20 protein-coding genes are annotated in these 21,393 nt (G+C 70.8%); 11 read left to right on the top strand and 9 right to left on the bottom strand.

Translation table 11 applies throughout. The features are described 5' to 3' along the window. The first annotated feature begins 100 nt into the window (after positions 1-100). Positions 101-721, top strand: coding sequence for a flavodoxin family protein (locus tag DVK44_RS16380; RefSeq protein WP_114660343.1), 621 nt, complete (start codon positions 101-103; stop codon positions 719-721). A 16-nt stretch (positions 722-737) separates the two neighbouring features. Here the strand turns inward: DVK44_RS16380 and DVK44_RS16375 are convergent, their stop codons facing one another. Next, positions 738-1,961: a phospholipase D-like domain-containing protein gene (locus DVK44_RS16375; RefSeq protein WP_114660342.1), complete on the bottom strand. Its 1,224-nt coding sequence runs from the start codon at positions 1,959-1,961 to the stop codon at positions 738-740. Positions 1,962-2,134: 173 nt separating this feature from the next. Between DVK44_RS16375 and DVK44_RS36740 the strand changes: the two genes are divergently transcribed. The 4 genes from DVK44_RS36740 to DVK44_RS16360 all read left to right on the top strand — a co-directional run bounded on the left by DVK44_RS36740 (position 2,135) and on the right by DVK44_RS16360 (position 4,861). Continuing rightward, positions 2,135-2,299: a hypothetical protein gene (locus DVK44_RS36740; protein ID WP_181957469.1), complete on the top strand. Its 165-nt coding sequence runs from the start codon at positions 2,135-2,137 to the stop codon at positions 2,297-2,299. Between the two features lie 43 nt (positions 2,300-2,342). Beyond that, a complete protein-coding gene (locus DVK44_RS16370) occupies positions 2,343-2,636 on the top strand; it encodes a Dabb family protein (RefSeq protein ID WP_114660341.1) in 294 nt (97 codons plus the stop codon). Between the two features lie 238 nt (positions 2,637-2,874). Further along, entirely contained in the window at positions 2,875-3,741 is an 867-nt protein-coding gene (locus DVK44_RS16365) for an RNA polymerase sigma factor SigF (protein WP_408055325.1), read from the top strand. Between the two features lie 232 nt (positions 3,742-3,973). Continuing rightward, positions 3,974-4,861 carry an RNA polymerase sigma factor SigF gene (locus DVK44_RS16360; RefSeq protein ID WP_114660339.1) on the top strand — a complete coding sequence of 296 codons (888 nt, stop codon included), beginning with the start codon at positions 3,974-3,976 and terminating at the stop codon, positions 4,859-4,861. Positions 4,862-4,966: 105 nt separating this feature from the next. Here the strand turns inward: DVK44_RS16360 and DVK44_RS16355 are convergent, their stop codons facing one another. Beyond that, positions 4,967-5,173 carry a hypothetical protein gene (locus DVK44_RS16355; protein ID WP_114660338.1) on the bottom strand — a complete coding sequence of 69 codons (207 nt, stop codon included), beginning with the start codon at positions 5,171-5,173 and terminating at the stop codon, positions 4,967-4,969. 233 nt (positions 5,174-5,406) lie between these two features. On the opposite strand from DVK44_RS16355, the gene DVK44_RS16350 reads away from it, so the two are divergent. From DVK44_RS16350 to DVK44_RS16335, 4 genes are all read left to right on the top strand, one after another. Beyond that, positions 5,407-5,958: a MarR family winged helix-turn-helix transcriptional regulator gene (locus DVK44_RS16350; protein WP_114660337.1), complete on the top strand. Its 552-nt coding sequence runs from the start codon at positions 5,407-5,409 to the stop codon at positions 5,956-5,958. A 13-nt stretch (positions 5,959-5,971) separates the two neighbouring features. Further along, positions 5,972-8,524, top strand: a complete 2,553-nt coding sequence (locus DVK44_RS16345) for an MFS transporter (RefSeq protein ID WP_114660336.1) — start codon at positions 5,972-5,974, stop codon at positions 8,522-8,524. Between the two features lie 81 nt (positions 8,525-8,605). Next, the gene (locus tag DVK44_RS16340) at positions 8,606-9,442 is read left to right on the top strand and encodes a YceI family protein (RefSeq protein WP_114660335.1); all 837 of its coding nucleotides are present in this window, start codon (positions 8,606-8,608) and stop codon (positions 9,440-9,442) included. A gap of 105 nt (positions 9,443-9,547) precedes the next feature. Then, entirely contained in the window at positions 9,548-10,012 is a 465-nt protein-coding gene (locus tag DVK44_RS16335) for a PPOX class F420-dependent oxidoreductase (RefSeq protein ID WP_114660334.1), read from the top strand. Between the two features lie 65 nt (positions 10,013-10,077). Here DVK44_RS16335 and DVK44_RS16330 read toward each other — a convergent pair whose 3' ends face one another. The 7 genes from DVK44_RS16330 to DVK44_RS16300 all read right to left on the bottom strand — a co-directional run bounded on the left by DVK44_RS16330 (position 10,078) and on the right by DVK44_RS16300 (position 19,804). After that, on the bottom strand, positions 10,078-10,905 hold the full coding sequence (locus tag DVK44_RS16330; RefSeq protein WP_114660333.1) for a TetR/AcrR family transcriptional regulator: 828 nt from the start codon (positions 10,903-10,905) through the stop codon (positions 10,078-10,080). Positions 10,906-10,955: 50 nt separating this feature from the next. Continuing rightward, entirely contained in the window at positions 10,956-12,467 is a 1,512-nt protein-coding gene (locus DVK44_RS16325) for an MFS transporter (RefSeq protein WP_114660332.1), read from the bottom strand. A gap of 90 nt (positions 12,468-12,557) precedes the next feature. Then, a complete protein-coding gene (locus DVK44_RS16320; RefSeq protein WP_114660331.1) occupies positions 12,558-14,762 on the bottom strand; it encodes an ArnT family glycosyltransferase in 2,205 nt (734 codons plus the stop codon). Continuing rightward, the gene (locus DVK44_RS16315; protein ID WP_114660330.1) at positions 14,759-16,111 is read right to left on the bottom strand and encodes a bifunctional glycosyltransferase family 2/GtrA family protein; all 1,353 of its coding nucleotides are present in this window, start codon (positions 16,109-16,111) and stop codon (positions 14,759-14,761) included. Before DVK44_RS16315 ends, DVK44_RS16320 begins: the two co-directional genes overlap by 4 nt. Positions 16,112-16,136: 25 nt before the next feature. Further along, positions 16,137-18,020: a sensor histidine kinase gene (locus DVK44_RS16310; RefSeq protein ID WP_114660329.1), complete on the bottom strand. Its 1,884-nt coding sequence runs from the start codon at positions 18,018-18,020 to the stop codon at positions 16,137-16,139. Then, on the bottom strand, positions 18,017-18,775 hold the full coding sequence (locus DVK44_RS16305) for a response regulator transcription factor (RefSeq protein WP_114665174.1): 759 nt from the start codon (positions 18,773-18,775) through the stop codon (positions 18,017-18,019). The genes DVK44_RS16310 and DVK44_RS16305 overlap by 4 nt, the downstream gene beginning before the upstream one ends. Before the next feature lie 75 nt (positions 18,776-18,850). Next, the gene (locus tag DVK44_RS16300) at positions 18,851-19,804 is read right to left on the bottom strand and encodes a DUF2797 domain-containing protein (RefSeq protein WP_114665173.1); all 954 of its coding nucleotides are present in this window, start codon (positions 19,802-19,804) and stop codon (positions 18,851-18,853) included. A gap of 44 nt (positions 19,805-19,848) precedes the next feature. Here DVK44_RS16300 and DVK44_RS16295 point away from each other — a divergent pair, with 44 nt between their 5' ends. Together DVK44_RS16295 and DVK44_RS16290 are read left to right on the top strand one after the other, a co-directional pair. Then, positions 19,849-20,349 carry a hypothetical protein gene (locus DVK44_RS16295; RefSeq protein WP_228447180.1) on the top strand — a complete coding sequence of 167 codons (501 nt, stop codon included), beginning with the start codon at positions 19,849-19,851 and terminating at the stop codon, positions 20,347-20,349. Between the two features lie 113 nt (positions 20,350-20,462). Continuing rightward, on the top strand, positions 20,463-21,377 hold the full coding sequence (locus DVK44_RS16290) for a hypothetical protein (RefSeq protein ID WP_228447179.1): 915 nt from the start codon (positions 20,463-20,465) through the stop codon (positions 21,375-21,377). The last annotated feature ends 16 nt before the right edge of the window (positions 21,378-21,393 follow it).

Genomic DNA, 21,393 nt, shown 5'->3' with positions numbered 1-21,393 from the left:
GCCTCGTTCCAGGACCGCATACCGGGTGACCACCGGGCCGGCTACCGGGTCGGCCACCGGCTTGACCTTCTCACCGGTGTCACGCTTTAACGTCGCCCGCATGAGCACACATTCCCCCGGCTCGGACGGCCGATCCTTCCTCTTCGTCCTGGGCAGCGCCCGCTCCGACGGCAACACCGAGATCCTCGCGCGCGCCGCCGCCGAGCGGCTGCCCGCCGGTACCGGGCAGCGCTGGGTGGACCTCTCCCGGCTGCCGCTGCCCGACTTCCAGGACGGCCGGCACGAGACCGGCGACTGGCCGCTCGTGGCGAACGAGCGGACGCTGCGGGAGGCGACCCTCGCCGCCACCGACATCGTCCTCGTCTCGCCCCTGTACTGGTACACCGTCTCCGCGCAGACCAAGCGCTACCTCGACTACTGGTCGGGCTGGCTGACGGAGCCCGGCTCGGACTTCAAGGAGCGGATGGCGGGCCGGACCCTGTGGGGTGTGACGGTCATGGCGGACCGCGACGAGGCCGTCGCCGACGGGCTGCTCACGACCCTCGGCTTCTCCGCCGCGTATCTGCGGATGCGCTTCGGCGGGGTGCTGTTCGGCAACGGCTCCCGGCCCGGTCAGATACGGGACGACGAGCGGGCGGCGGAGAGCGCCCGGACGTTCTTCGCGCGGGAGACACCGCTCGCCCGGTTCCCGTACGAGAAGGAGGTCGCCGGGCGGCGGTGATCTGCGCCGGCCTGTCTCAGTACTGGGTGCAGTACGCGCCCTTGCGCATGGCCTCGAAGTTGGCCTTGTAGCTCGCGTACACGGCCGCGTCATCGATCTTCAGCAGCGTCTCGTCGTTCGCCCGGAGGTTGGGGAACGTGTAGTTGTGGCTGCCGGTGAAGACGATCTTGCGGTTGGCGGAGCCGAGGTAGACGCCCTCGATCAGCATGTACTTGGAGTGGACGCCGATCTGCTGCGTCGCTCCGTCGACGTCGACAAAGGCGCCGGAGCACCGGCTGAGCGTCGTCATCTTCCCGGTGAGGGCGGCCTGCACCTTGGTGCCGATGTTGCCGGACTCGTTGTTGTGGACGACGTCCACCCGGCAGCCGGCCTTCTTCAACTCCGCGAGCCTGTCCGCCACCTGGACCCGGGTGAAGGCGTACATGCCGATCCGGATCTGGGTGGCGCCGCCGGCGCAGTCGACGTTGTTGAGCAGGGAGACGATCGTGTCCGTGCCCGGGTTCGTGTCGTACGTCCCCGAGGTCTCCTTGCGCGGGAAGAAGTACGTCTTGTACGGGCCGCTCTGCTGCGTCAGGTAGTAGTTGTCCGTCCCGGAGCCCGAGGCGCCCTTGTCGCGCAGATCGCCCCAGTAGGCGCGGTACGCGGCGTACAGGCCGGAGCCGGCGTCGGGGATGGTGACGGCGTTGTTGTAGTACCGCTTGCGCTGGGAGGTGGTGAGGTTGGCCGAGGTCTGGAAGACGACCTTCTCGGTGGCGCCCACCTTCGAGAAGAGGAAGAACTTGTTGTGGTTGATGGAGCCGGTGTGGGAGTCGTTGAGCTTCCGGTTCGCGATACAGCCGCGCGTCGCCGGGCAGGCCAGCACCCATGAGTCGGCCGCCCGGTTCGTCCCGAGCCCGGCCTTCAGCACGTCGTACTGCGTACCGTCGTTGAGGGTCGCGTCGCCGTCGACGATGACCTTGACCTTGACGCCCCGGTCCTTCGCGGCGATCAGCGCGGTGGCCACGGAGCTGTCCGTGAACAGATAGACCGAGCCGTTGATCTCGGAGCCGGCCGGGGCCCGGTTGACCAGGGACCGCAGCTCGTTGCGGACGGCGTCCCGCTCCGCCACCGTCCCCACCGGATTGTTGAACGTGGCCGTCAGCGCGACGGTGTCGTCGGCGGCGACCGCCGACCCCGGAACCGCGAACAGCGAGGTGCCCAGCACAGCGGCCAGCACCGGTGCGACGTGTCTCATCTTCATCCCCCGTCTTCCCTTCCTTCATACAAGTCAAAAGGACACCGTACTGACGGCCCGTCGCCCGCGCCAAGAGGCACGCTACGGAGCGCAGCACCTCTGGGCAGAACCGCTCATACGGTTAGACTCTCGCGACCGCACACACGGGAGAGCACAGGGAACGGGGAGGCGCGCGGCAGATGGGGCAAGCAAAGAAGATCGTGCTGTACGGGCTTGCCGTATTCATTCTGTACACGATCATCACCTCTCCCGATCGGGCCGCCGATCTCGTGGGGGTAGGGTTCGAGGGCATTTCGAGCGCCGCTCAGGGCGTCGGGCAGTTCATGACGTCGCTCGTCAATTAGCGTCACGCCCGACCCGCCCCGCAGCCCCCCAGGGAGCACCCCCTTGATCCGTCACCTGGTCCTCTTCAAACTCAACGACGGCGTCGCGCGCGACGAGCCCCGGGTGATCGCCGGGGTGACGGCCTTCGAGAGACTCGGCGGACAGATCCCCGAGATCGAGTTCTGGGAGTGCGCCTGGAACATCAGCGACCGGCCGATCGCGTACGACTTCGCCATCAACGCGGCGGTCGCCGGCCCGGCGGCGCTCCAGCTCTATCTGGACCACCCGGCCCATCAGGCCGGTGTCGCACTCTGGCGGGAATTCGCCACCTGGGTGATCGCCGACTACGAGTTCTGAGCGGTCCCCGCCCCTCCCCCACACCGGTTCGGTGTGGGGTTTTTGGGTTTATTACCCCATCATGACGTCAACACGGTTTTTTCGGGTGCTTGCACAGACTGGGCATGTCTGGTGATGCTATGACCGCTTTTGACGGATGAGTTGACCTAGTCGACCGCAAAGGGGTGGCGTAACCGTGCCGGCCAGTACGACACCTCCCTGCGCACCCCCGAGCGCTCCCCCCAGCGCACCCCCTCAGGTGCTGCCCCAGGCGGAACCCCCGGTCGAGATCCTGGTCGAAACCGCGCCCCTGGTCGAAACCCCGCCCCTGACCGGGACCGGTACGCGCCCCACCCCGCAGAGCCGCGGCGCCGACACCAGGGCGCTCACACAGGTGCTCTTCGCCGAACTGAAGGGGCTGGAGCCGGGCTGCCAGGCGCACACCCGGGTGCGGGGAGCGCTCATCGAGGCGAATCTGCCCCTGGTGCGCTACGCCGCCGCCCGCTTCCGCAGCCGTAACGAGCCGATGGAGGACGTCGTCCAGGTCGGCACGATCGGCCTGATCAACGCCATCGACCGGTTCGACCCGGACCGCGGCGTCCAGTTCCCCACCTTCGCGATGCCGACCGTCGTCGGCGAGATCAAACGCTACTTTCGGGACAATGTGCGGACCGTCCACGTACCGCGCCGGCTGCACGAGCTGTGGGTCCAGGTCACCGGCGCCACCGAGGACCTGACGACCGCTCACGGCCGCTCCCCGACCACCGCCGAGATCGCCGAGCGGCTCAAGATCTCCGAGGACGAGGTGCTCGCCTGCATCGAGGCGGGACGCTCGTACCACGCGACCTCCCTGGAGGCCGCCCAGGAGGGCGACGGACTCCCCGGCCTGCTGGACCGGCTCGGCTACGAGGACCCCGCGCTGGCCGGCGTCGAGCACCGCGACCTGGTTCGCCATCTGCTGGTGCAACTGCCCGAGCGCGAGCAGCGGATTCTGATGCTGCGTTACTACAACAACCTGACGCAGTCCCAGATCAGTCAGGAGCTGGGCGTTTCACAGATGCATGTGTCAAGACTGTTGGCGCGCAGTTTCGCGCGGTTGCGATCCGCAAATCGGATCGAGGCGTAACCCTCACAGGTAAAAACCCGTCAGCTCACCCCCTCTCATGAAACGCCATATACACCCCCTTTGACGGACATACCCAGCGGCATCTTGTCGACAAGTCACTACAGCGTGTTGCCGACATGTGACATTCTGCGGGAACCGCGTTTGCCGCAGTCCCGCCGCCGGTATTCAGGTGGAGGCTGCGTTCCTCCGACGGGAGCGCCGCCGCGACCGTCCGCGACCTCAAGGGGGTGGCATGTCCGTAGAACAGGGCAGCTCGAAGGTGCTCACGCTCACGCTCACGAAGACCGCGTCAGCGCCGACGCCGCATGCGCTCGACCACGTGGTCCCACCGGTGCAGCCACGCGTGTCCCAGCCGGAAGCCATCGACACCCGCACTCTGTCCCGCTCCCTGTTCCTGCGGCTCGCCGTGCTCGAACAGGACAGCCCGGAGCGCGCCTACGTACGTGACACCCTCATCGAGCTGAACCTCCCGCTCGTGCGGTACGCGGCGGCCCGCTTCCGCAGCCGTAACGAGCCGATGGAGGACATCGTCCAGGTCGGCACGATCGGCCTGATCAAGGCGATCGACCGGTTCGACTGCGAACGCGGCGTGGAATTCCCGACGTTCGCGATGCCGACGGTCGTCGGTGAGATCAAGCGCTTCTTCCGGGACACCTCGTGGTCCGTCCGGGTCCCGCGCCGGCTCCAGGAGCTGCGCCTCGCGCTGACCAAGGCGAGCGACGAGCTGGCACAGAAGCTCGACCGCTCGCCCACCGTGCCCGAACTCGCCGCTGTCCTGGGCGTGTCCGAGGAGGACGTGGTCGACGGCCTGGCCGTCGGGAACGCGTACACGGCGTCCTCGCTGGACTCCCCCTCACCGGAGGACGACGGCGGCGAGGGCTCGCTCGCGGACCGGCTCGGCTACGAGGACATGGCGCTGGAGGGCGTCGAGTACCGCGAGTCCCTCAAGCCCCTGCTGGCCAAACTGCCGCCGCGCGAACGGCAGATCATCATGCTGCGGTTCTTCGCGAACATGACGCAGTCCCAGATCGGCGAAGAGGTCGGCATCTCGCAGATGCATGTCTCGCGTCTGCTCACCCGCACGCTCGCACAGCTGCGGGAAGGGCTCATCTCCGACTGAGGAGCGCCGAACCCCGCCCCTCGTCCGCGTACCAGTGCGGCACGAACGCCCGGGCGGGGTTCGGATACGTGCGGATACGGCTGGTTCCGCCACGGCGCGACGCCGTCAGAAGGCCAGCCAGGCCACCACGGCCAGAATCGCGACGGCCACGACCACACCGACGATCACGCCGGTCTTCGGGCCGCCCTGCTGCTGAGGCGCCTGCCGGCGCTCCGGCTCACCGTCGTCGACAAACGCGCGGAACATCTGCGTGCTGCCCGCCGGGTCGGGATTTCCCTCGGGTCCCTGCGGGGCATGGGGGTTGTGTGCCATGGGGCAGGACCCTAGCGAACGCACGGCCCCCGCCCAACTCCGGGCCCCGGATCCCGGCCGCGACCGTGCCCGTACCCCTGGCTCATGCGACCGGCGCAGCGGCCGTTGACCTTGAGCATGCGAAGCTTTTTGGGTTCCTTTACCGCCGTTGGTCCGATTTAGTTTGCCTGTAACAACCAAGTTCTTCTATGGTTTCATGGTTGCCCCAAGCAACGAATTACCGGGGAGGACCCATGGCGGCGACGAAGAGCCGGTACACGGAACTGGCTCGGCAGCTCTCCGCCGTAGGAGCCGTCAAACGCGGTCTCGCCCGTGTCATGCCCAGCGAGTGCCCGGCCGGCTCGGCCGCCGTACTGACCCTGCTGGACCGGCACGGCGAGATGCGGCTGAGCCGCCTCTCCGAACTGCTCGCGCTCGATACGTCGGTCACCAGCCGGCATGTCGCGCACCTGACCGAGCGTGGCTGGATCGAGCGCCTGCCCGACCCCGCCGACAAGCGCTCACGCATCCTGCGGCTGACCCCTGTGGGGCGCGCCATGGTCGACGAGCTGTCCCTGCGGGCGACGGAACTGTTCGCACAGACGCTCGACGACTGGACCGACGACGAGGTCGGCCAGCTGAACACGCTGCTGGCCCGGCTGCGCCACGACTTCGGCGACCGCCGGGACTGGCGTTACGGGGATCAGCGTCCCGTGGCGCCGGCCGACGGCGTGAGCACCGCGGCAGTCCGTACGAGCACCACCCGCACCCCCCGCACCCCCGCGGCCGGCGACACAGACACGTAAGACAAGGACATCCATGGCTACGACCACACCAACGGGTGTGCGGGGCGGCCACGCCAAGCACGGTGGCGACCCCGCCGCCGCGGCCGGCACGCCGATGACGCACCGCCAGATCATGGAGGCCCTCTCCGGGCTCCTCCTGGGCATGTTCGTCGCGATCCTCTCCTCGACGATCGTCTCCAACGCCCTCCCCCACATCATCTCCGACCTCGGCGGCGGCCAGAGCGCCTACACCTGGGTCGTCACCGCGGCGCTGCTGTCGATGACCGCGACCACCCCGCTCTGGGGCAAGCTCTCCGACCTCTTCAGCAAGAAGCTGCTGGTCCAGATAGCCCTGGTCATCTATGTCCTGGGCTCCGTCGTGGCCGGGCTCTCGCAGAACGCGGGCATGCTGATCGCCTGCCGCGTCGTCCAGGGCATCGGCGTCGGCGGGCTCTCCGCGCTCGCCCAGATCGTCATGGCCGCCATGATCGCCCCGCGCGAGCGCGGCCGGTACAGCGGCTACCTCGGCGCGACCTTCGCCGTCGCGACCGTCGGCGGCCCGCTGCTCGGCGGCGTCATCACGGACACCTCGTGGCTGGGCTGGCGCTGGTGCTTCTACGTCGGCGTGCCGTTCGCGGTCATCGCGCTGATCGTCCTCCAGAAGACCCTGAAGCTCCCCGTCGTCAAGCGCGAGGTCAAGGTCGACTGGGGCGGCGCCGTCCTCATCAGCGCCGCCGTCTCCCTGCTGCTCGTCTGGGTCACCTTCGCGGGTGACAAGTACGACTGGATCTCCTGGCAGACGGCCGCCATGGTCGGCGGCTCGCTGGTGCTCGGCGGGCTCTTCGTCCTCACCGAGAGCAGGGCGAGCGAACCGATCATCCCGCTGCGCCTCTTCCGCAACCGCACGATCACGCTGGCCTCGCTCGCCTCGCTCTTCGTGGGTGTCGCGATGTTCGCCGGCACGGTCTTCTTCAGCCAGTACTTCCAGCTGGCCCGGGGCAAGTCCCCGACGATGTCCGGTGTGATGACCATCCCCATGATCGGCGGGCTGTTCGTCTCGTCCACCGTCTCCGGTCTGATCATCACCAAGACCGGCCGCTGGAAGGCGTGGCTGGTCAGCGGCGGCGCGCTGCTGACCGCCGGGCTCGGGCTGCTGGGCACCATCCGGTACGACACCCCGTACTGGCACATCGGGATCTACATGGCGCTGCTGGGCCTCGGCGTCGGCATGATGATGCAGAACCTGGTGCTGGCCACCCAGAACCAGGTCGCGCCCGAGGATCTCGGCTCGGCCAGCTCCGTCGTCACCTTCTTCCGCTCGCTGGGCGGCGCGGTCGGCGTCTCGGCGCTGGGCGCGGTCCTCGCCAACCGGATCACGCACTACGTCGAGGAGGCGTCCCCCGGCCATCACGGCACCGGCGGCGGAGGGATACCCGACCTGGCGGCGCTGCCGGCGCCGGTGCGGCAGATCGTGGAGTCGGCGTACGGGCACGGGGTGGCGGACGTGTTCCTGTTCGCGGCGCCGGCCGCGTTCGTCGCCTTCCTGCTGACGCTGTTCATCAAGGAGGTGGCGCTGCGGTCGCGGAACTCGGGCGGCTCGGCCGAGACGGCCGACGGCGGCTCGGCCGAGGCGACTGAGACCGCTGTGGCTGCTGACACCGCTGTGGCCGTTGAGGCTGCTGGCGCCGCTGTCGAGACGCCGGTCCTGGTCGGCACCGTACCGGCGCAGACGCCCGTCACCTCGGCCCAGTACGCGGGGGCGGCGCTGACCACGTCCGTAACTCCGGCCCCGGCTCTTTCCCCTCCCCCCTCCCCTTCCGCCGGCACCCCCGTGCACGGTTCGGTGTCCGGCGCCGAGGGGGCTCCCGTGCCCGGCGCGGCCGTCACCCTCATCTCGCTGACCGGCCGCCAGCTGGCCCGCGCGGTCGCCCGGCCCGACGGCGGCTACTCCCTGGACGCGCCGGGCTCCGGCTCGTACGTCCTGATCGCCTCGGCCGACGGCTTCCAGCCGCAGGCGGCCACGGTGGTCGTCGGCGGCAAGCCGCTCCCGTACGACATCCGGCTCGCCGGTACGAGCGGTCTCGCCGGGACGGTGCGCGCCGCTGACGGCGGGGTGCCCGTCGAGGGCGCGATGGTCATCGTGACCGATGTACGGGGCGATGTGCTGGCCACCGGGAAGTCCGCCGAGCAGGGCGAGTTCGCCTTCGGTGAGCTGGTCCCCGGCTCGGTGACGGTCGCCGTCAACGCGGGCGGTTTCCGGCCGCAGGCGCTGCCGGTGGACATCGGCGGCCAGGGAGTGACCCGGATCGATGTGGCCCTCCGGGCCGGCGCCCTGCTCCAGGGCACGGTCCGGGCCGGCGCCGCCCGGCGGCCCGCGCCGGACGCCCGCGTCACGCTGGTCGACGCGGCCGGGAACGTGGTCGCCTCGGCGACGACCGGAGAGGACGGCGCGTACGCCTTCACCGACCTGGACTCTGGCGAGTACACGGTCATCGCGACCGGATACCCTCCGGTGGCCGGTGCGTTGACGGTCGGCGGCCGTGGCGTCGACGGACACGACATCGAACTCGCCCACCCCGGCGAGTAGTTACGGCAGTTCCGGCAGTCACGGCAGTTCCGGCAGTTCCGGTCAGTACCGGTGGCTCGTGAGATCGAGGAGATGAACGGTATGGGGCTTCGCGGACAGGTGCGGACCCGGGACGGCTGGGCCGTACCGCACGCGATCGTGACCATGACCGATATGGACGGCGCCCAGGTGCTGCGGACCGGCACCGACGAGGACGGTCAGGTACGGAACGACTCGCCGCTGCGGCCGGGACCGTACACCGTCGTCGTGACGGCCGTCGGCTACGCGCCCGTCGCCGCCACCGCGATGGTCACCCGGACCGGCCGGGCGGATCTGGGCAAGCTCACGCTGGCCCGCCAGGGCGGTGTCGAGCTGCCGCCGCCGGGCGTCTGGAGCATCGACCCGGCGCACTCGTCGGTGGCCGCGGTCGCCCAGCACCTGGGCATCTCCAGTGTGCGCGGGCGGTTCACCGAGTTCGGCGGCCGGATCGAGATCACCGACATCGGGGCGGGCCGCGAACAGGCCACGGTCGAGGCGGTCATCGACGCGTCGACCATCGACACCGGCAACAGACTGCGCGACAAGCACCTCCGCTCGCCGGACTTCCTGGACGTCGCGCGCTTCCCGAAGATCACGTACAGCGGTACGGGAGTGACCCCGGCGGGCCCGGACCGCTGGAAGGTGCACGGCCAGCTGTCGCTGCACGGCGTCACGGGCGATGTGGACCTCGACCTGAGCTATCTGGGCACCGGCCCCGACCCGTGGGGCGGCGTACGGGCGGCGTTCCACGCGACGGCGGAGCTGCCGCGCGAGGACTTCGCCATCCGGTACAACCAGGTGGTGTCGGCGGGGATCGCGGCGATCGGGACGACGCTGCGGGTGGAGCTGGACATCCAGGCGGTCCAGGGCGAGAGCGTGCCGGTGGCGGCGGAGGAGTAGCAGAGGAGTAGCGGCGGGCGAGGCCGCGGTCCGGGTCCTGACCGGGCCCGGACCGGGCCTGTCGGGGGGCCTGTCCGGGCGGGTGGACGTCGTAGGCTGCGGGCCATGGCACCGAATATCGCAACGAATACGACCGTGGACCTCGAAGGTCTGCTGGAGTTCGTCCGCCCCCGGCACCGGGCGATCCTGCTGACCACCCGTGCCGACGGCCGCCCGCAGGGCTCCCCGCTCTCGTGCGGGGTGGACGACTCCGGCCGGATCGTCGTCTCCACGTACCCGGAGCGCGCCAAGACGCGGAACGCGAAGCGGGACGAGCGGGTGAGCGTGATCGTCCTGTCGGACGACTGGAACGGCCCGTGGGTGCAGGTCGACGGGGTGGCCGAGGTGATCGACTCGCCGGAGTCGGTCGAGCCGCTGGTGGAGTACTACCGGAACATCGCGGGCGAGCACCCGGACTGGGACGAGTACCGCGCGGCGATGGTGAAGCAGGGCAAGTCGATCATCCGCGTCACGCCGGAACGCTGGAGTCCGCTGGCGACGGGCGGCTTCCCGGCGCGACTGGTGTCGTAACGGCGGCCCGTAACGGCGGCGTGGAGGGCCCCGGTGGCTGATCGCACACCGGGGCCAACGGAAGTTCAGGACCGCTCGGGTCCCTCCCCCGCCTCGCTCTCTTCCTCACGCGCGCGCATGGTCTCGATGCCCGCGACGAGGAGGTCGAGCGCGAACGTGAAGTCCCGCTCACGCATCTCCTCCACCGTCCCGCCGCCGCGCAGCTCCCGCGTCTCCTCCACACCCGCGAACGCGCCCGCCAGTCGGGGCTGTTCACCGATGGCCCCCATCGCGTGCCGGAAGTACGCGTCCTGGCCGAGTCCGGCCTCGGCGCAGCGCTGGACGAAGTGCCCCTCGACCGTGCTGAACCCGTACACGAACTGGAATACGGCGGCGATCGCGCCCATCTGCCCTCGCGGAGAGAGCCCGGTGCGCGCCACGATCGCCTTGACGGCGGCGGAGAAGTCCATCGAACGCGGCCCCACGTTCAGATACTTGCCGATGAGCGGCGAGGCCCAGGGGTGCCGGACGAGCACCGCGCGGTAGCGGGCGGCGAGTTCGAGGAGCTGTTCGCGCCAGTCCGTCTCCTCGTCCGTCTCCGCGCCCTCTGCCACGGGGACCTCGATCTCGGCGAAGACGGCGTCCAGGGCGAGTTCGAGGAGGTCGTCCTTGGTGTCGACGTACCAGTAGAGGGACATGGCGGTCACCCCCAGCTCGGCGGCGAGCCGGCGCATGGAGAACTTCCCCGGCCCCTCCGCGTCGAGCAGCCGCAGCGATACGGCGGTGATGCGGTCACGGTCAAGGCCGGACGGATGATCGGTACGGTCCGTACGGCGCGTGCGGGCGACAGGTCTGCCGTCCAGCCAGACGCTCGTACGGACCGGTGGCCCGGTGCGGTCGGGCTCCTGCAGCATATGAGCCTCCTTCGTTCGTCCGGCCGGTTTCCGATGCTATGCCGCTACTACTACGTAGTAGCGGCTACTTCCTCGCTGTCCGTACGGCGAGCGCGCTCCGCCCGGCGCAGCAGGAACGCGGCGAGCAGTCCGCCCGCCAGGACGGCTACCGCACCCGCCAGTTGGCTTGTCTCCAGGCCGGCGGCGAACGCGTCGGCGATGCGGAGCCGTTCGGCCTCGCCGTCCGCGGCGGCCAGTGCGGCGGGCAGGGATACGGCGCTCGCCGCGGCGGCGGCCGGTACGAGGGCGGCGAAGCGGGAGTTGAGGACGGCGCCGAGGACGGCGACGCCGAGGCCGTTGCCGAACTCGCCGAGCGTGCCGTTGATGCCCGCGCCGACCCCGGCCTTCGCCGGCGGGATCGCGCTCATGATCGCGTTGGCCATGGCGGGCGCGGAGAGCGCGACACCGGCGCCCATGACGACGAGGCCGAACAGCATCCCGGTGTACCCGCGCGCGCCGACCAGCGCGATCGCGGCGAGCCCGGCGGCGACGAGGGTCATGCCCGTACCGATCGCGCGCGGGGTGCCGAGCTTGGCGATCAGCCGCGCGCCGACGCCGGAGAGGTTGATGGCGACGACCGCGACGGCGAGCGGGGCCGTCCGCAGACCCGCGTCGAGCGGACCGTACCCGAGTACGAACTGGAGGTGCTGCGTCAGCAGGAAGAGCGAGCCGCTCATCCCGAAGGCGACCAGGATGACGCCCCCGACCGCCCCGACGAACCGCTGGTCACGGAAGAAGTGCATGTCCAGCATGGGGTGCGGTACGCGCAGCTCCCACCATACGAACAGGCCCAGGACGAGCACCCCGGCGACGGCCGGCAGCAGCACCTGGGCCGAGCCCCAGCCGTGTTCGGGGCCGGTGATGATGGCGTACACGACGGTGGTCATCCCGGCCGTGGAGAGCAGCGCGCCGAGCGGATCGGGGCGGACCCCCCGGCTCGTGCCCGACTCCGGTACGAGCGCGGCGACGGCGATCAGGGCCAGTACCGCCACCGGGATGTTGATGAGGAAGATCGCGCCCCACCAGAAGTGGTCGAGCACCACCCCGCCGAGCAGCGGTCCGGCCGCGAAGCCGAGGGAGTTGACGGTCGACCAGATGCCGATGGCCTTGACGCGCTCGGTGTCGTCGAAGATCTGGACGACGACGGCGAGGGTCGTGGTGATCAGCAGCGCGCCGCCGACGCCCATGCCGGCGCGGGCGGCGATCAACTGGCCGCTGGACTGGGAGAGTCCGGCGGCGAGGGAGCCGATACCGAACAGCACCAGCCCGATGAGCAGCAGTTTCTTGCGGCCGTAGCGGTCGGCGGCGTTCCCGGCGGTGAGCAGCAGGCCCGACTGGACGAGGGCGTACGCGTTGATCATCCACTGGATGTCGGCCGTCGAGGCGTGCAGTTCGCGGGTGAGGGAGGGGATGGCGACGCCGAGGACGGTGTTGTCGAGCATCACGGTGAGCTGCGCCAGCATGATGACGCCGAGGATGAGCCAGCGCTGGGGGTGCGGGGCGGCGGGCGCGGCGGCCGGCATGAAAGGGCTCCTTGTACGGTGTATGGGACTTTCGTCGTCGTACACCGTACAAGGAGCCTCTTACGCTGTATAGCTACGTGCTACGAGGTGTCATGCCTTCTGGGTGAGGTCGTACAGCGTGGTGCTGTCGACGGTGACCTTCTTGAAGTTGGCCTCCACCCAGGTGGTGATCTCGGAGCTGGTGCCGTTGGAGCCGCCGGGGCCGCCGCCGCTGCTGCCGAGGAAGTAGTGGATCTTTCCGTCGGCGACGTACTGCTTGAACTGCGCGAGGGTGGGTGACGGGTCGCTGCCGTTGAAGCCGCCGATCGCCATCACGGGCTTCTCTGTGGCGAGCTGGTAGCTGGCGGCGTTCTGGGAGCCGATGGCGGCCATGACCCAGGTGTAGTCGGAGGCGTTCTTCCGGAGGGCGGCCTCGACCTTGGAGCTGACGTTCTGGCCGTTGAGGAGGCCGCCCATACCGCCGCCGCCGCCCATGCCGCCCTCGCCCATTCCGCCGCCGCCCATGCCGCCGCCGGGGGCGCCGCCGGGCTGGTTGTTCCGGCCGTTCTGGCCGTTCTGGCCGTTCTGGCCCGTCTGGCCGTTGCCGCCGCCGGTGGGGGGCTGGCCCATGCCGTTGCCGTTGCCGTTGCCGCCGGTGGGGGGCTGGCCCATGCCCTGGCCGCCCGTACCCGTACCGTTTCCGTTGCCCGTGCCCATCTGGCCCGGCGGCATCCCGCCACCGCCGCCCATGCCACCGCGACCGCCACCGCCGCCCATACCGCCGCCGGGGCCGCCCATGGAGGCCGGGCCCGCGGTGACGATGGAGCCCGTGTGGGCGCTGTTGACCGTGGAGAGGGTGTACGCGAGCGGTGCCGCCAGCGAGGCCGCGAGGCCGAGGCCCGCCGCGCCGAGCGCGAGCTGACGTCCCAGCCGGCCCGCGAGCAGCAGCCCGACCGCGGCGACGAGGCCGCCGATCAGCACGGCCCAGCGCAGCCAGGGCAGGTAGTCCGGGGTCCGGTTGAGCAGGACGTACGCCCAGACGGCCGTCCCCGCGGTCGCCACCGCCAGCGCGGCGGACGCCGCGATGTGGTTGCGCTCCTCCCAGAGCATCGCCACGCCCATACCGACGACGGCGGCGATGTACGGTGCCAGCGCCACGGTGTAGTACTGGTGGAAGATCCCGGCCATGAAGCTGAAGACGCCCATCGTCATCAGCAGCGCGCTGCCCCAGACGAGGAACGCGGCGCGGGCCGTGTCCGTACGGGCCGCCCTGCGGGTGAGGACGAGCCCGGCGACGAGCAGCAGCAGCGCGGCGGGCAGCAGCCAGGAGATCTGGCCGCCGATCTCCGAGTTGAACATCCGGCCGATGCCGGTCTCGCCCCACTGCCCGGTGCCGCCACCCCCGCCACCGCCGCCGACGCTGCCGGTCTCGTTGCCGTTGATGCGGCCGAGGCCGTTGTAACCGAAGGTCAGCTCAAGGAAGGAGTTGTTCTGCGAACCGCCGATGTACGGGCGCGAGGACGCGGGCCACAGCTCCACGATCGCGACCCACCAGCCGCCGGCCACGACCATGGCCCCGGCGGCCAGCGCGAGCTGGCCCAGCCTGCGCCGTACGGTGGTGGGCGCGCAGACCGCGTACACCAGCGCCAGCGGCGGCAGGATCAGGAACGCCTGGAGCGTCTTCGTCAGGAACGCGAAGCCGATCGCGACGCCCGCCCACACCAGCCACTTCGTACGGCCGGCCTCCAGCGCGCGCAGCACGCAGTAGATGGTGACGGTCATCAGCAGCGCGAGCAGCGCGTCCGGGTTGTTGAAGCGGAACATCAGCGCGGCGACCGGCGTGAGCGCGAGCACCAGGCCCGCGGTCAGTCCGGCGACCGGGCTGAAGCGCCGCCGTACCGCCGCGTACAGCACCGCGACCGTACCGACGCCCATCAGCACCTCGGGCAGCAGGATCTGCCAGGAGCCGAGGCCGAAGAGCCGGACGGAGAGCGCCATCGGCCAGAGCGCGGCCGGGGGCTTGTCGACGGTGATGGAGTTCGCGGCGTCGGAGGAGCCGAAGAAGAACGCCTTCCAGCTCTCGCTGCCGGCCTGGACGGCCGCCGAGTAGAAGGAGTTGGCGTAACCGGAGGCGCTCAGGTTCCAGATGTAGAGCACGGCGGTGGCAAGGAGGAGGCCGAGGAGGGCCGGGCGTACCCAGGGCCCGTCCTCGGGCCGGCCCCGCCAGAAGCCCGCGGCGCGGCCCGCGGCGGCGGGGCGGGGCTGGGGGGTGTCCGCAGCCTGCGCGGCCCCGTCGGGCTGAAGGGTCGTGGTCATCGTGCGTTCCTTGAGTAGAGGGCGGCGTCGCGGGCGTGGGCCTGGTCGGAGGAGGCGGCGGCGCCGTCGGTGCCTTGGGCGGTGGCGTCCTGCGCGGTGGTGCTCGTCGTGCGCCGCTCCGGGAAGACCCAGGCGCGCAGGAGCAGGAAGCGCAGGACGGTGGAGGCGAGGTTGGCGGCGATCAGGACGGCCAGCTCGGTGGAGTGCGCGGGGCTGCTCGACGCGGCGTCGAGCGCGGCCAGCGAACCGCTGGTCAGCGCGAGGCCGACGGCGAAGACCACCAGGCCCTGGGCCTGGTGGCGGACCGCGCCTTCGCGGCCCTGCACCCCGAAGGTGAGCCTCCGGTTGGCGGCGGTGTTGGCGACCGCCGAGACCAGCAGCGCGGCGGCGTTGGCGAGTTGTGGACCCGACATGGTTCGGAAGAGCGAATAGAGGGCAAGGTAGAAGAGGGTGGACAGCGCGCCCACGACGCAGAAGCCGACCAGTTGCCGGGCGAGACCGCGCGGCACCCCAGTGATCCGGCGGTCCCTCGGGTCGTCCCCGAAGGGCCTCGCCAGCCGGTCCAGTGGCAGCGCTCCCACCGCCAGTGCCCGCCCCACGCGCCAGACGCCCTTGAGATCCTCGGTCGCCGTCTTGACGATGTGCACCGTGCTGTTGGGGTCATCGACCCAGTCCACCGGCACTTCATGGATCCGCAGTCCGGCCCGCTCGGCGAGCACGAGCATCTCCGTGTCGAAGAACCAGCCGGTGTCCTCGACCATCGGCAGCAACCGCTGCGCCACATCCGCCCGTATGGCCTTGAAGCCGCACTGGGCGTCGCTGAACCGAGCCGACAGAGAGGACTTGAGGATGAGGTTGTAGGCCCGCGAGATGAACTCGCGCTTCGTGCCGCGCACCACCCGCGAGGACCGGGCGAGCCGGGAGCCGATCGCCAGATCGGAGTGGCCCGAGATCAGCGGCGCCACGAGCGGCAGCAGTGCGTTCAGGTCCGTGGACAGGTCCACGTCCATATAGGCGAGGACGGGCGAGTCGGAATGCGACCAGACCGTGCGGAGCGCCCTGCCCCGGCCCTTCTCCTCCAGCCGGTAGGACCGGACCTCGGGGATCGACGAGTCGAGCCAGGCGGCCACATCGGGAGTGCGGTCGGTGCTCGCGTTGTCGGCGATCGTGATGCGGAAGGTGTACGGGAAGGTACGGGCGAGGTGGTCGTGCAGGCGCCGCACACATGGTTCGAGGTCCTGCTCCTCGTTGTAGACGGGGATCGTCACGTCAAGCACGGGGGCATCGGTCACCTCGACCGGGAGATGCTCCCGGGCCGGGAGGGTGCCCCATGAAGTGTCGGTTCGCATGATTCGAGATTCGCGATCCGCGCTGTCACGGTCGTGTGGTGAGCCTGTGCCCTGTCTGTGAGTCGGGCCCGGTTTCCCTGGCGTACGGCTGGGCCGGCGGCAGCGGCTGGGACTGCGGGCGCCGGTAGGGCTGAGGAGACGGGAAGGAGGAGGCCGCGGACACGCCCTGGGACACGGGGGTGCCGTTGGACGCGGGCGTGCCGTTGTGCGCGGGACTGCCGTTGGGCGCGGGCGTGCCGGGGTGTGTGGGTGCGGCCGTGGGCTTGGGGGGAATCGTCGGCATGGGGCCTGGGGTGGCCGGGAGCCGTACGGAGAAGACCGTCCGTCCTGGCACGCTCTCGACACTGACGGTGCCGCTGTGGGCCGTGACGACCGCCTGGACGATGGCGAGACCGAGACCGGTGGATCCGGCCGCGCGGGAGCGTGAGGCGTCGCCGCGCGCGAAGCGTTCGAAGACATGGGGAAGGAGCGTGGGAGGAATACCGGGACCGTCGTCCTCGATGTCGAGCACGATCCACGACCCGGCGGGGACGCCCGCGCGGGTACCGGCGCCCGTACCGGAACCGACGCCGGGACCGGACCCGACACCGGGACCCGCGCCCGCGCCGGCGCCGACTCTGCGGACGCGGGCGGTGACGGTGGTGCCGGGCGGGGTGTGCGTACGGGCGTTGGCCAGCAGGTTGACCAGCACCTGCTGGAGGCGGGGCGCGTCGCCCTGGACGGATGCCTCGGGCTCATCGGGTTCGGGGAGTTCGAGGCGCCAGTGGTGGCCCTGGCCCGCGGCGTGCGCGTCGCTGACCGCGTCCACGACCAGCGGGGAGAGATCCGTGGCCTCGTACGAGAGCGGGCGTCCGGCGTCGAGCCGGGCGAGCAGCAGCAGGTTCTCGACGAGGCCCGTCATCCGCTCCGCCTCGGCCTCGATGCGCCCGAGCGCGTAGCGGGTGTCGGGGCCGGTCTCCTCGCGCCCGCGGCGGGTCAGTTCGGCGTAGCCGCGGATCGAGGCGAGCGGGGTGCGCAGCTCGTGGCTGGCGTCGGCGACGAACTGCCGTACGCGGGTCTCGCTCTCCTGGCGGGCGGTGAGCGCGGATCCGACGTGTCCGAGCATCCGGTTGAGCGCGGCGCCGACCTGGCCCACCTCGGTCCGGGGGTCGGCCTCGGAGTCCGGGACCCGGACGAGCGGTGCCACCTCCCCGCTGTGAAGGGGGAGTTCGGAGACCCGGGTGGCGGTGTTGGCCACCCGGCGCAGCGGGCGCAGTGCCACGCTGACCAGGGCGCTGCCCGCGATCCCGGCGGCGATCAGTCCGGCGACGGTGACACAGATCTCGACGATCACCAGGGTGTTGAGGTTGTCCTGCACATCGGCCAGCGGGAGGCCCACGAGGAAGGAGCCGTTGGAGCCGGTGATGTGGAGGACGCGGTACTCGCCGAGCCCCGGCAGGGTCACGGTGTGCTCGTCCCCGTCATGGGCGACGGAGTTGAGGGCGGTCTTCTGGGCCGTCGTCAGCTCCCGCTCGGTGACCTTCGGTCCCGTGCTGTCGTTCTCGGTCGTCGCGAGGCGCACCCCGCGGCTGACCGTGCCGTCCGTGCCGACCTGGCCGCCGACCGTGCCGACCGGCGCGCCGCCGCCCGTCACGATCTTCAGCGGGTCCTCGCCCTCCTGGAAGCCGCCGGGCGGTCTGCCGGGCGTGGCCTCACCGACCGGCGGGCCGGCCGCGCGCTTGGCGACGGCCTGCACCTGGGTGTCGAGCTGGTCGTACAGCTTGGAGCGGAAGGCGATCGTGGTCACCGCCCCGATCACCGACGCCACCACCGCGATCAGCAGGACCGCCGAGACCACCAGCCGGGTCCGCAGCGACCAGCGCCGGCCGGCCCCGCCGATCCCCGTGTCCGTACCCCTGGTCCCACTCATCGCGGGGCATCACCCGGCTGCTCGCCCGGCTTGATCAGATAGCCCGCGCCGCGCCGGGTGTGGATCATCGGCGCGCGGCCGGCGTCGATCTTCCGGCGGAGATAGGAGATGTACAGCTCGACGACGTTGGCCTGGCCGCCGAAGTCGTACGACCACACCCGGTCGAGGATCTGCGCCTTGCTGAGCACCCGGCGCGGATTGCGCATGAGGTAGCGCAGCAGCTCGAACTCGGTCGCGGTCAGATGGATGGACTGCCCGGCGCGGGTGACGTCGTGGCTGTCCTCGTCGAGCGTCAAATCCCCGACGACCAGCAGCGATTCGCTCCGTACGTCGGCGGCGCCGGACCGGCGGATCAGTCCGCGCAGCCGGGCCACGACCTCCTCCAGGCTGAACGGTTTGGTGACGTAGTCGTCGCCGCCCGCGGTGAGCCCGGCGATCCGGTCCTCGACGGAGTCCTTCGCGGTGAGGAAGAGCACCGGTACCTGCGGCAGGTCGCGCCGCAGCCGGCCGAGCACCGCGAGCCCGTCCATGTCGGGCAGCATGACGTCCAGCACCACGGCGTCCGGCCGGAACTCGCGCGCGGCCCGGGTGGCGCCCGCGCCGTCGCCCGCGCTGCGCACCTCCCAGCCCTCGTACCGCAGGGCCATCGACAGCAACTCCGTGAGCGACGCCTCGTCGTCGACGACGAGCACGCGGACGGGGCTCCCGTCCGGCCTGAGCATTTCGGTACGCCCCCGGGGCGAGGTGATGGTCATGGTGCTCACCCTGGGCGGGAACCCTGAGAGCCGCCTTTCGGCTTCCTGTGAATTCGCTGAGAAAACCGTGCGGGCTCAGAAGAGCCCCTCCTGCACGCCGTCCCCGGGAGGCGGGCCGACGGGCGTGACCGGCACCGTAACAGCACTTCCTGTCAGACCGGCGGGACCCGTCGGTCCGGCCGGTCCCGTCGGTCCGGTCCGTCCGGTCGGCGGGCCGAGTGCCCATCCCGTCATGAGGCGCGTATCGAGGACGAGCACTTCGGTCCCGCCGCCTCCGCCGCCTCCTCCGCCGCCGGTGGCCAGATGCAGATCGGGCCCGGCGGCGGCGAGCAGCCGGCCGGCCACCTCGCCCCCGTCGGTCAGCCGTTCCACCACGCCCGTGGCGGGCGGCAGTCCGTCGAGCCCGAACGCCCCGGCGTGGTCCACCGCGTCGAAGGCGAGCCGTTCCAGCGTCGGCGGCCACCCGTCCAGGGCCACGGCCGCCCCGTACAGCCGCAGCAGCTCCGCCGTCCGCGCGGCCCGCTCCGGCAGGGCGGACCGTACGGCCCGCTTCCGCGCGTACGGGATACGGTCCGGCACGCCGAGCGCCCGCCGCAGCAGCTCCTCCGTACGGCGCGCGGCCATCAGCGGCCCGCGCCCCAGCCAGCCGAACGTGACGGCGCCCTGTTCCAGCAGCCGCGCGGTGCCGCGGGCCTCGGCGGTGATCCCGACCTTGACGAGCCCGGGGCCGAACCAGGCGAGGTAGACGCGGTAGGTGCGCGGGTCGTCGGCGAGGGTGTCGGCGGCGACGGAGTGCGCCCGCTCCAGCCGCGCGCACTCGGCGCACCGGCCGCCCGTACCGCGCCCCGGGATCTCCGCGCGCAGGGGGCACGCATGGCCGCGCGCGCCGGCGCACTCCCGGCTGCCGGAGGCGCGGAAGCCCAGCTCACGCCCGTATTCGAGGGTGCTCGTACGGCGCTCCCGCCCGCGCCGCCACAGGAGCGCGGGCGCGCCGTCCGCCCACCGGATCCCCTCGCACCGCCAGCTCACCACGGCCTCACCACCAACTTCCGCACGATGGCACGATGACACCCATGACTGACACAGGCGAACCGGAACGCGACACCTATCTCCGCTTCCAGGGCACGGTCCGGGACCCCCGCGGCCACTTCCCCGGTGTCTTCGCCCTGACCGACGGCCTGGCGCGCGAGGGCGTCCTGACCGAGGAGCAGCGGCGGTTCTGGCGCACCAACAACGACTGGTTCGAAACGAATTACCCCAATCCGGCCGCGGTGGACCCCGCCGCGTACGACCCGGCGCTGAATCCGGGGGCGGTGACCTGGTTCAAGTCCTCGGCCGAGGAGCCGATCAAGCGCGTCGACGGCTATCTGGAGATCCTCGCGGCGCACGGGGTCGAGTGCCGCATGATGCGCTCGCCGGACCCCGGGCGGATCGTGTACGAGGACGATCACCAGATAGTCGTGGTCCCCCATCTGCAACCGCGCCGCCGGCCGCTCACCACCCCGCGTACACCCCGTACGCCTCACTCGCCGCACACGCCGCACACGCCGCACACGCCGCCGCCGTCGGCCTGAGGACCACTAGCCCCACACCACCGGTCCCGCACCACCCGTCCCACATCTCCCTTCCCGCACAACCAGCAACATTTTCAGGACAGTTATCGAGAAAAACGATTGATCTTGCTCATATGCTGGCCCCGAAAAAGCAGTACCGGCCGCTGATCGGCGCCCGGGGGATCGCGGGCGCGCGAGTGCGCGCCCGCAGAGGTGAGGTCAATATGAGCAAAGCGAAGATGTGGGCGGTGGGTGCCACGACGGCACTGCTGTGCGGCGGCGTGGGGGCCACCCCCGCGCAGGCGGCGGCGCTGCCGCTCTGTCCGACGGTGTTCGGCCACGGCGGCTACCCGACCGGGGCGAACCCGTGGGACCGCGACCAGGTCCGCCAGCCGAACCACCCCAAGGGCCTCGCACAGCAGAAGAGCTGGGGCGCGGGAGGCGTGGAGGCCGATCTTCAGCTGACGAAGAACGGCACCAAGGGCGTGATGTGGCACAACACCACGACCAACGGGCTGACCGGGACACGTGCGCCCATCACGGAGCTGTGGTGGGCGACCGGCGCCGACAAGCTCGCGGGCCGTACGATCACCCGCGGCCCGTACACCGGGACGACGGTGTACACCTTCCGCGAGTGGCTCGACAGCGCCCGGTCGAACAATCTGATCGCGCTGGTTGAGCTGAAGGGCGAGGCGAAGCAGTCGCTGCTCAACAGCGACGCGACGATCCGCGCGACGGCGTGGAAGGAGGTCGTCGCCCCGATCTCGGAGCGGATGACGGCCCAGAAGATCATGATCTACACGCATGACGCGGCGCTGAAGCCCGAACTCGACAAGCAGATCCGGCAGGCGGGCCTCGCGGCGGCTCTCACCGGCTACCCGACCTGGGTCGACAGCGTCGGCTGGGAGGAGCCCGTACCGGCCGCCTCCGGCAACCACGCCGCCTGGCAGGCCCAGCTGAACCGCCTCGGCTCGACCACGTCCTCCCCGCGGTTGGCGACGTCGTGGACGAAGGACTTCACGACCTGGCTCCAGGGCAAGTGCGCCTGAACGCCTGAACATCTAC

It is taken from the genome of Streptomyces paludis, assembly GCF_003344965.1.
Lineage (GTDB): Bacteria > Actinomycetota > Actinomycetes > Streptomycetales > Streptomycetaceae > Streptomyces > Streptomyces paludis.
The sequence above is the reverse complement of the archived record's forward strand: the minus strand, read 5'-3'. Positions and strand labels throughout refer to the sequence as shown.

Excerpts from the sequence above, each read along its gene's own strand:
- DVK44_RS16380 (WP_114660343.1), top strand. The coding sequence starts at position 101 with ATGAGCACACATTCCCCCGGCTCGGACGGCCGATCCTTCCTCTTCGTC.
- DVK44_RS16375 (WP_114660342.1), bottom strand. The coding sequence starts at position 1,961 with ATGAAGATGAGACACGTCGCACCGGTGCTGGCCGCTGTGCTGGGCACC.
- DVK44_RS36740 (WP_181957469.1), top strand. The coding sequence starts at position 2,135 with ATGGGGCAAGCAAAGAAGATCGTGCTGTACGGGCTTGCCGTATTCATT.
- DVK44_RS16360 (WP_114660339.1), top strand. The coding sequence starts at position 3,974 with ATGTCCGTAGAACAGGGCAGCTCGAAGGTGCTCACGCTCACGCTCACG.
- DVK44_RS16355 (WP_114660338.1), bottom strand. The coding sequence starts at position 5,173 with ATGGCACACAACCCCCATGCCCCGCAGGGACCCGAGGGAAATCCCGAC.
- DVK44_RS16350 (WP_114660337.1), top strand. The coding sequence starts at position 5,407 with ATGGCGGCGACGAAGAGCCGGTACACGGAACTGGCTCGGCAGCTCTCC.
- DVK44_RS16345 (WP_114660336.1), top strand. The coding sequence starts at position 5,972 with ATGGCTACGACCACACCAACGGGTGTGCGGGGCGGCCACGCCAAGCAC.
- DVK44_RS16340 (WP_114660335.1), top strand. The coding sequence starts at position 8,606 with ATGGGGCTTCGCGGACAGGTGCGGACCCGGGACGGCTGGGCCGTACCG.
- DVK44_RS16335 (WP_114660334.1), top strand. The coding sequence starts at position 9,548 with ATGGCACCGAATATCGCAACGAATACGACCGTGGACCTCGAAGGTCTG.
- DVK44_RS16330 (WP_114660333.1), bottom strand. The coding sequence starts at position 10,905 with ATGCTGCAGGAGCCCGACCGCACCGGGCCACCGGTCCGTACGAGCGTC.
- DVK44_RS16325 (WP_114660332.1), bottom strand. The coding sequence starts at position 12,467 with ATGCCGGCCGCCGCGCCCGCCGCCCCGCACCCCCAGCGCTGGCTCATC.
- DVK44_RS16320 (WP_114660331.1), bottom strand. The coding sequence starts at position 14,762 with ATGACCACGACCCTTCAGCCCGACGGGGCCGCGCAGGCTGCGGACACC.
- DVK44_RS16315 (WP_114660330.1), bottom strand. The coding sequence starts at position 16,111 with ATGCGAACCGACACTTCATGGGGCACCCTCCCGGCCCGGGAGCATCTC.
- DVK44_RS16310 (WP_114660329.1), bottom strand. The coding sequence starts at position 18,020 with ATGAGTGGGACCAGGGGTACGGACACGGGGATCGGCGGGGCCGGCCGG.
- DVK44_RS16305 (WP_114665174.1), bottom strand. The coding sequence starts at position 18,775 with ATGACCATCACCTCGCCCCGGGGGCGTACCGAAATGCTCAGGCCGGAC.
- DVK44_RS16295 (WP_228447180.1), top strand. The coding sequence starts at position 19,849 with ATGACTGACACAGGCGAACCGGAACGCGACACCTATCTCCGCTTCCAG.
- DVK44_RS16290 (WP_228447179.1), top strand. The coding sequence starts at position 20,463 with ATGCTGGCCCCGAAAAAGCAGTACCGGCCGCTGATCGGCGCCCGGGGG.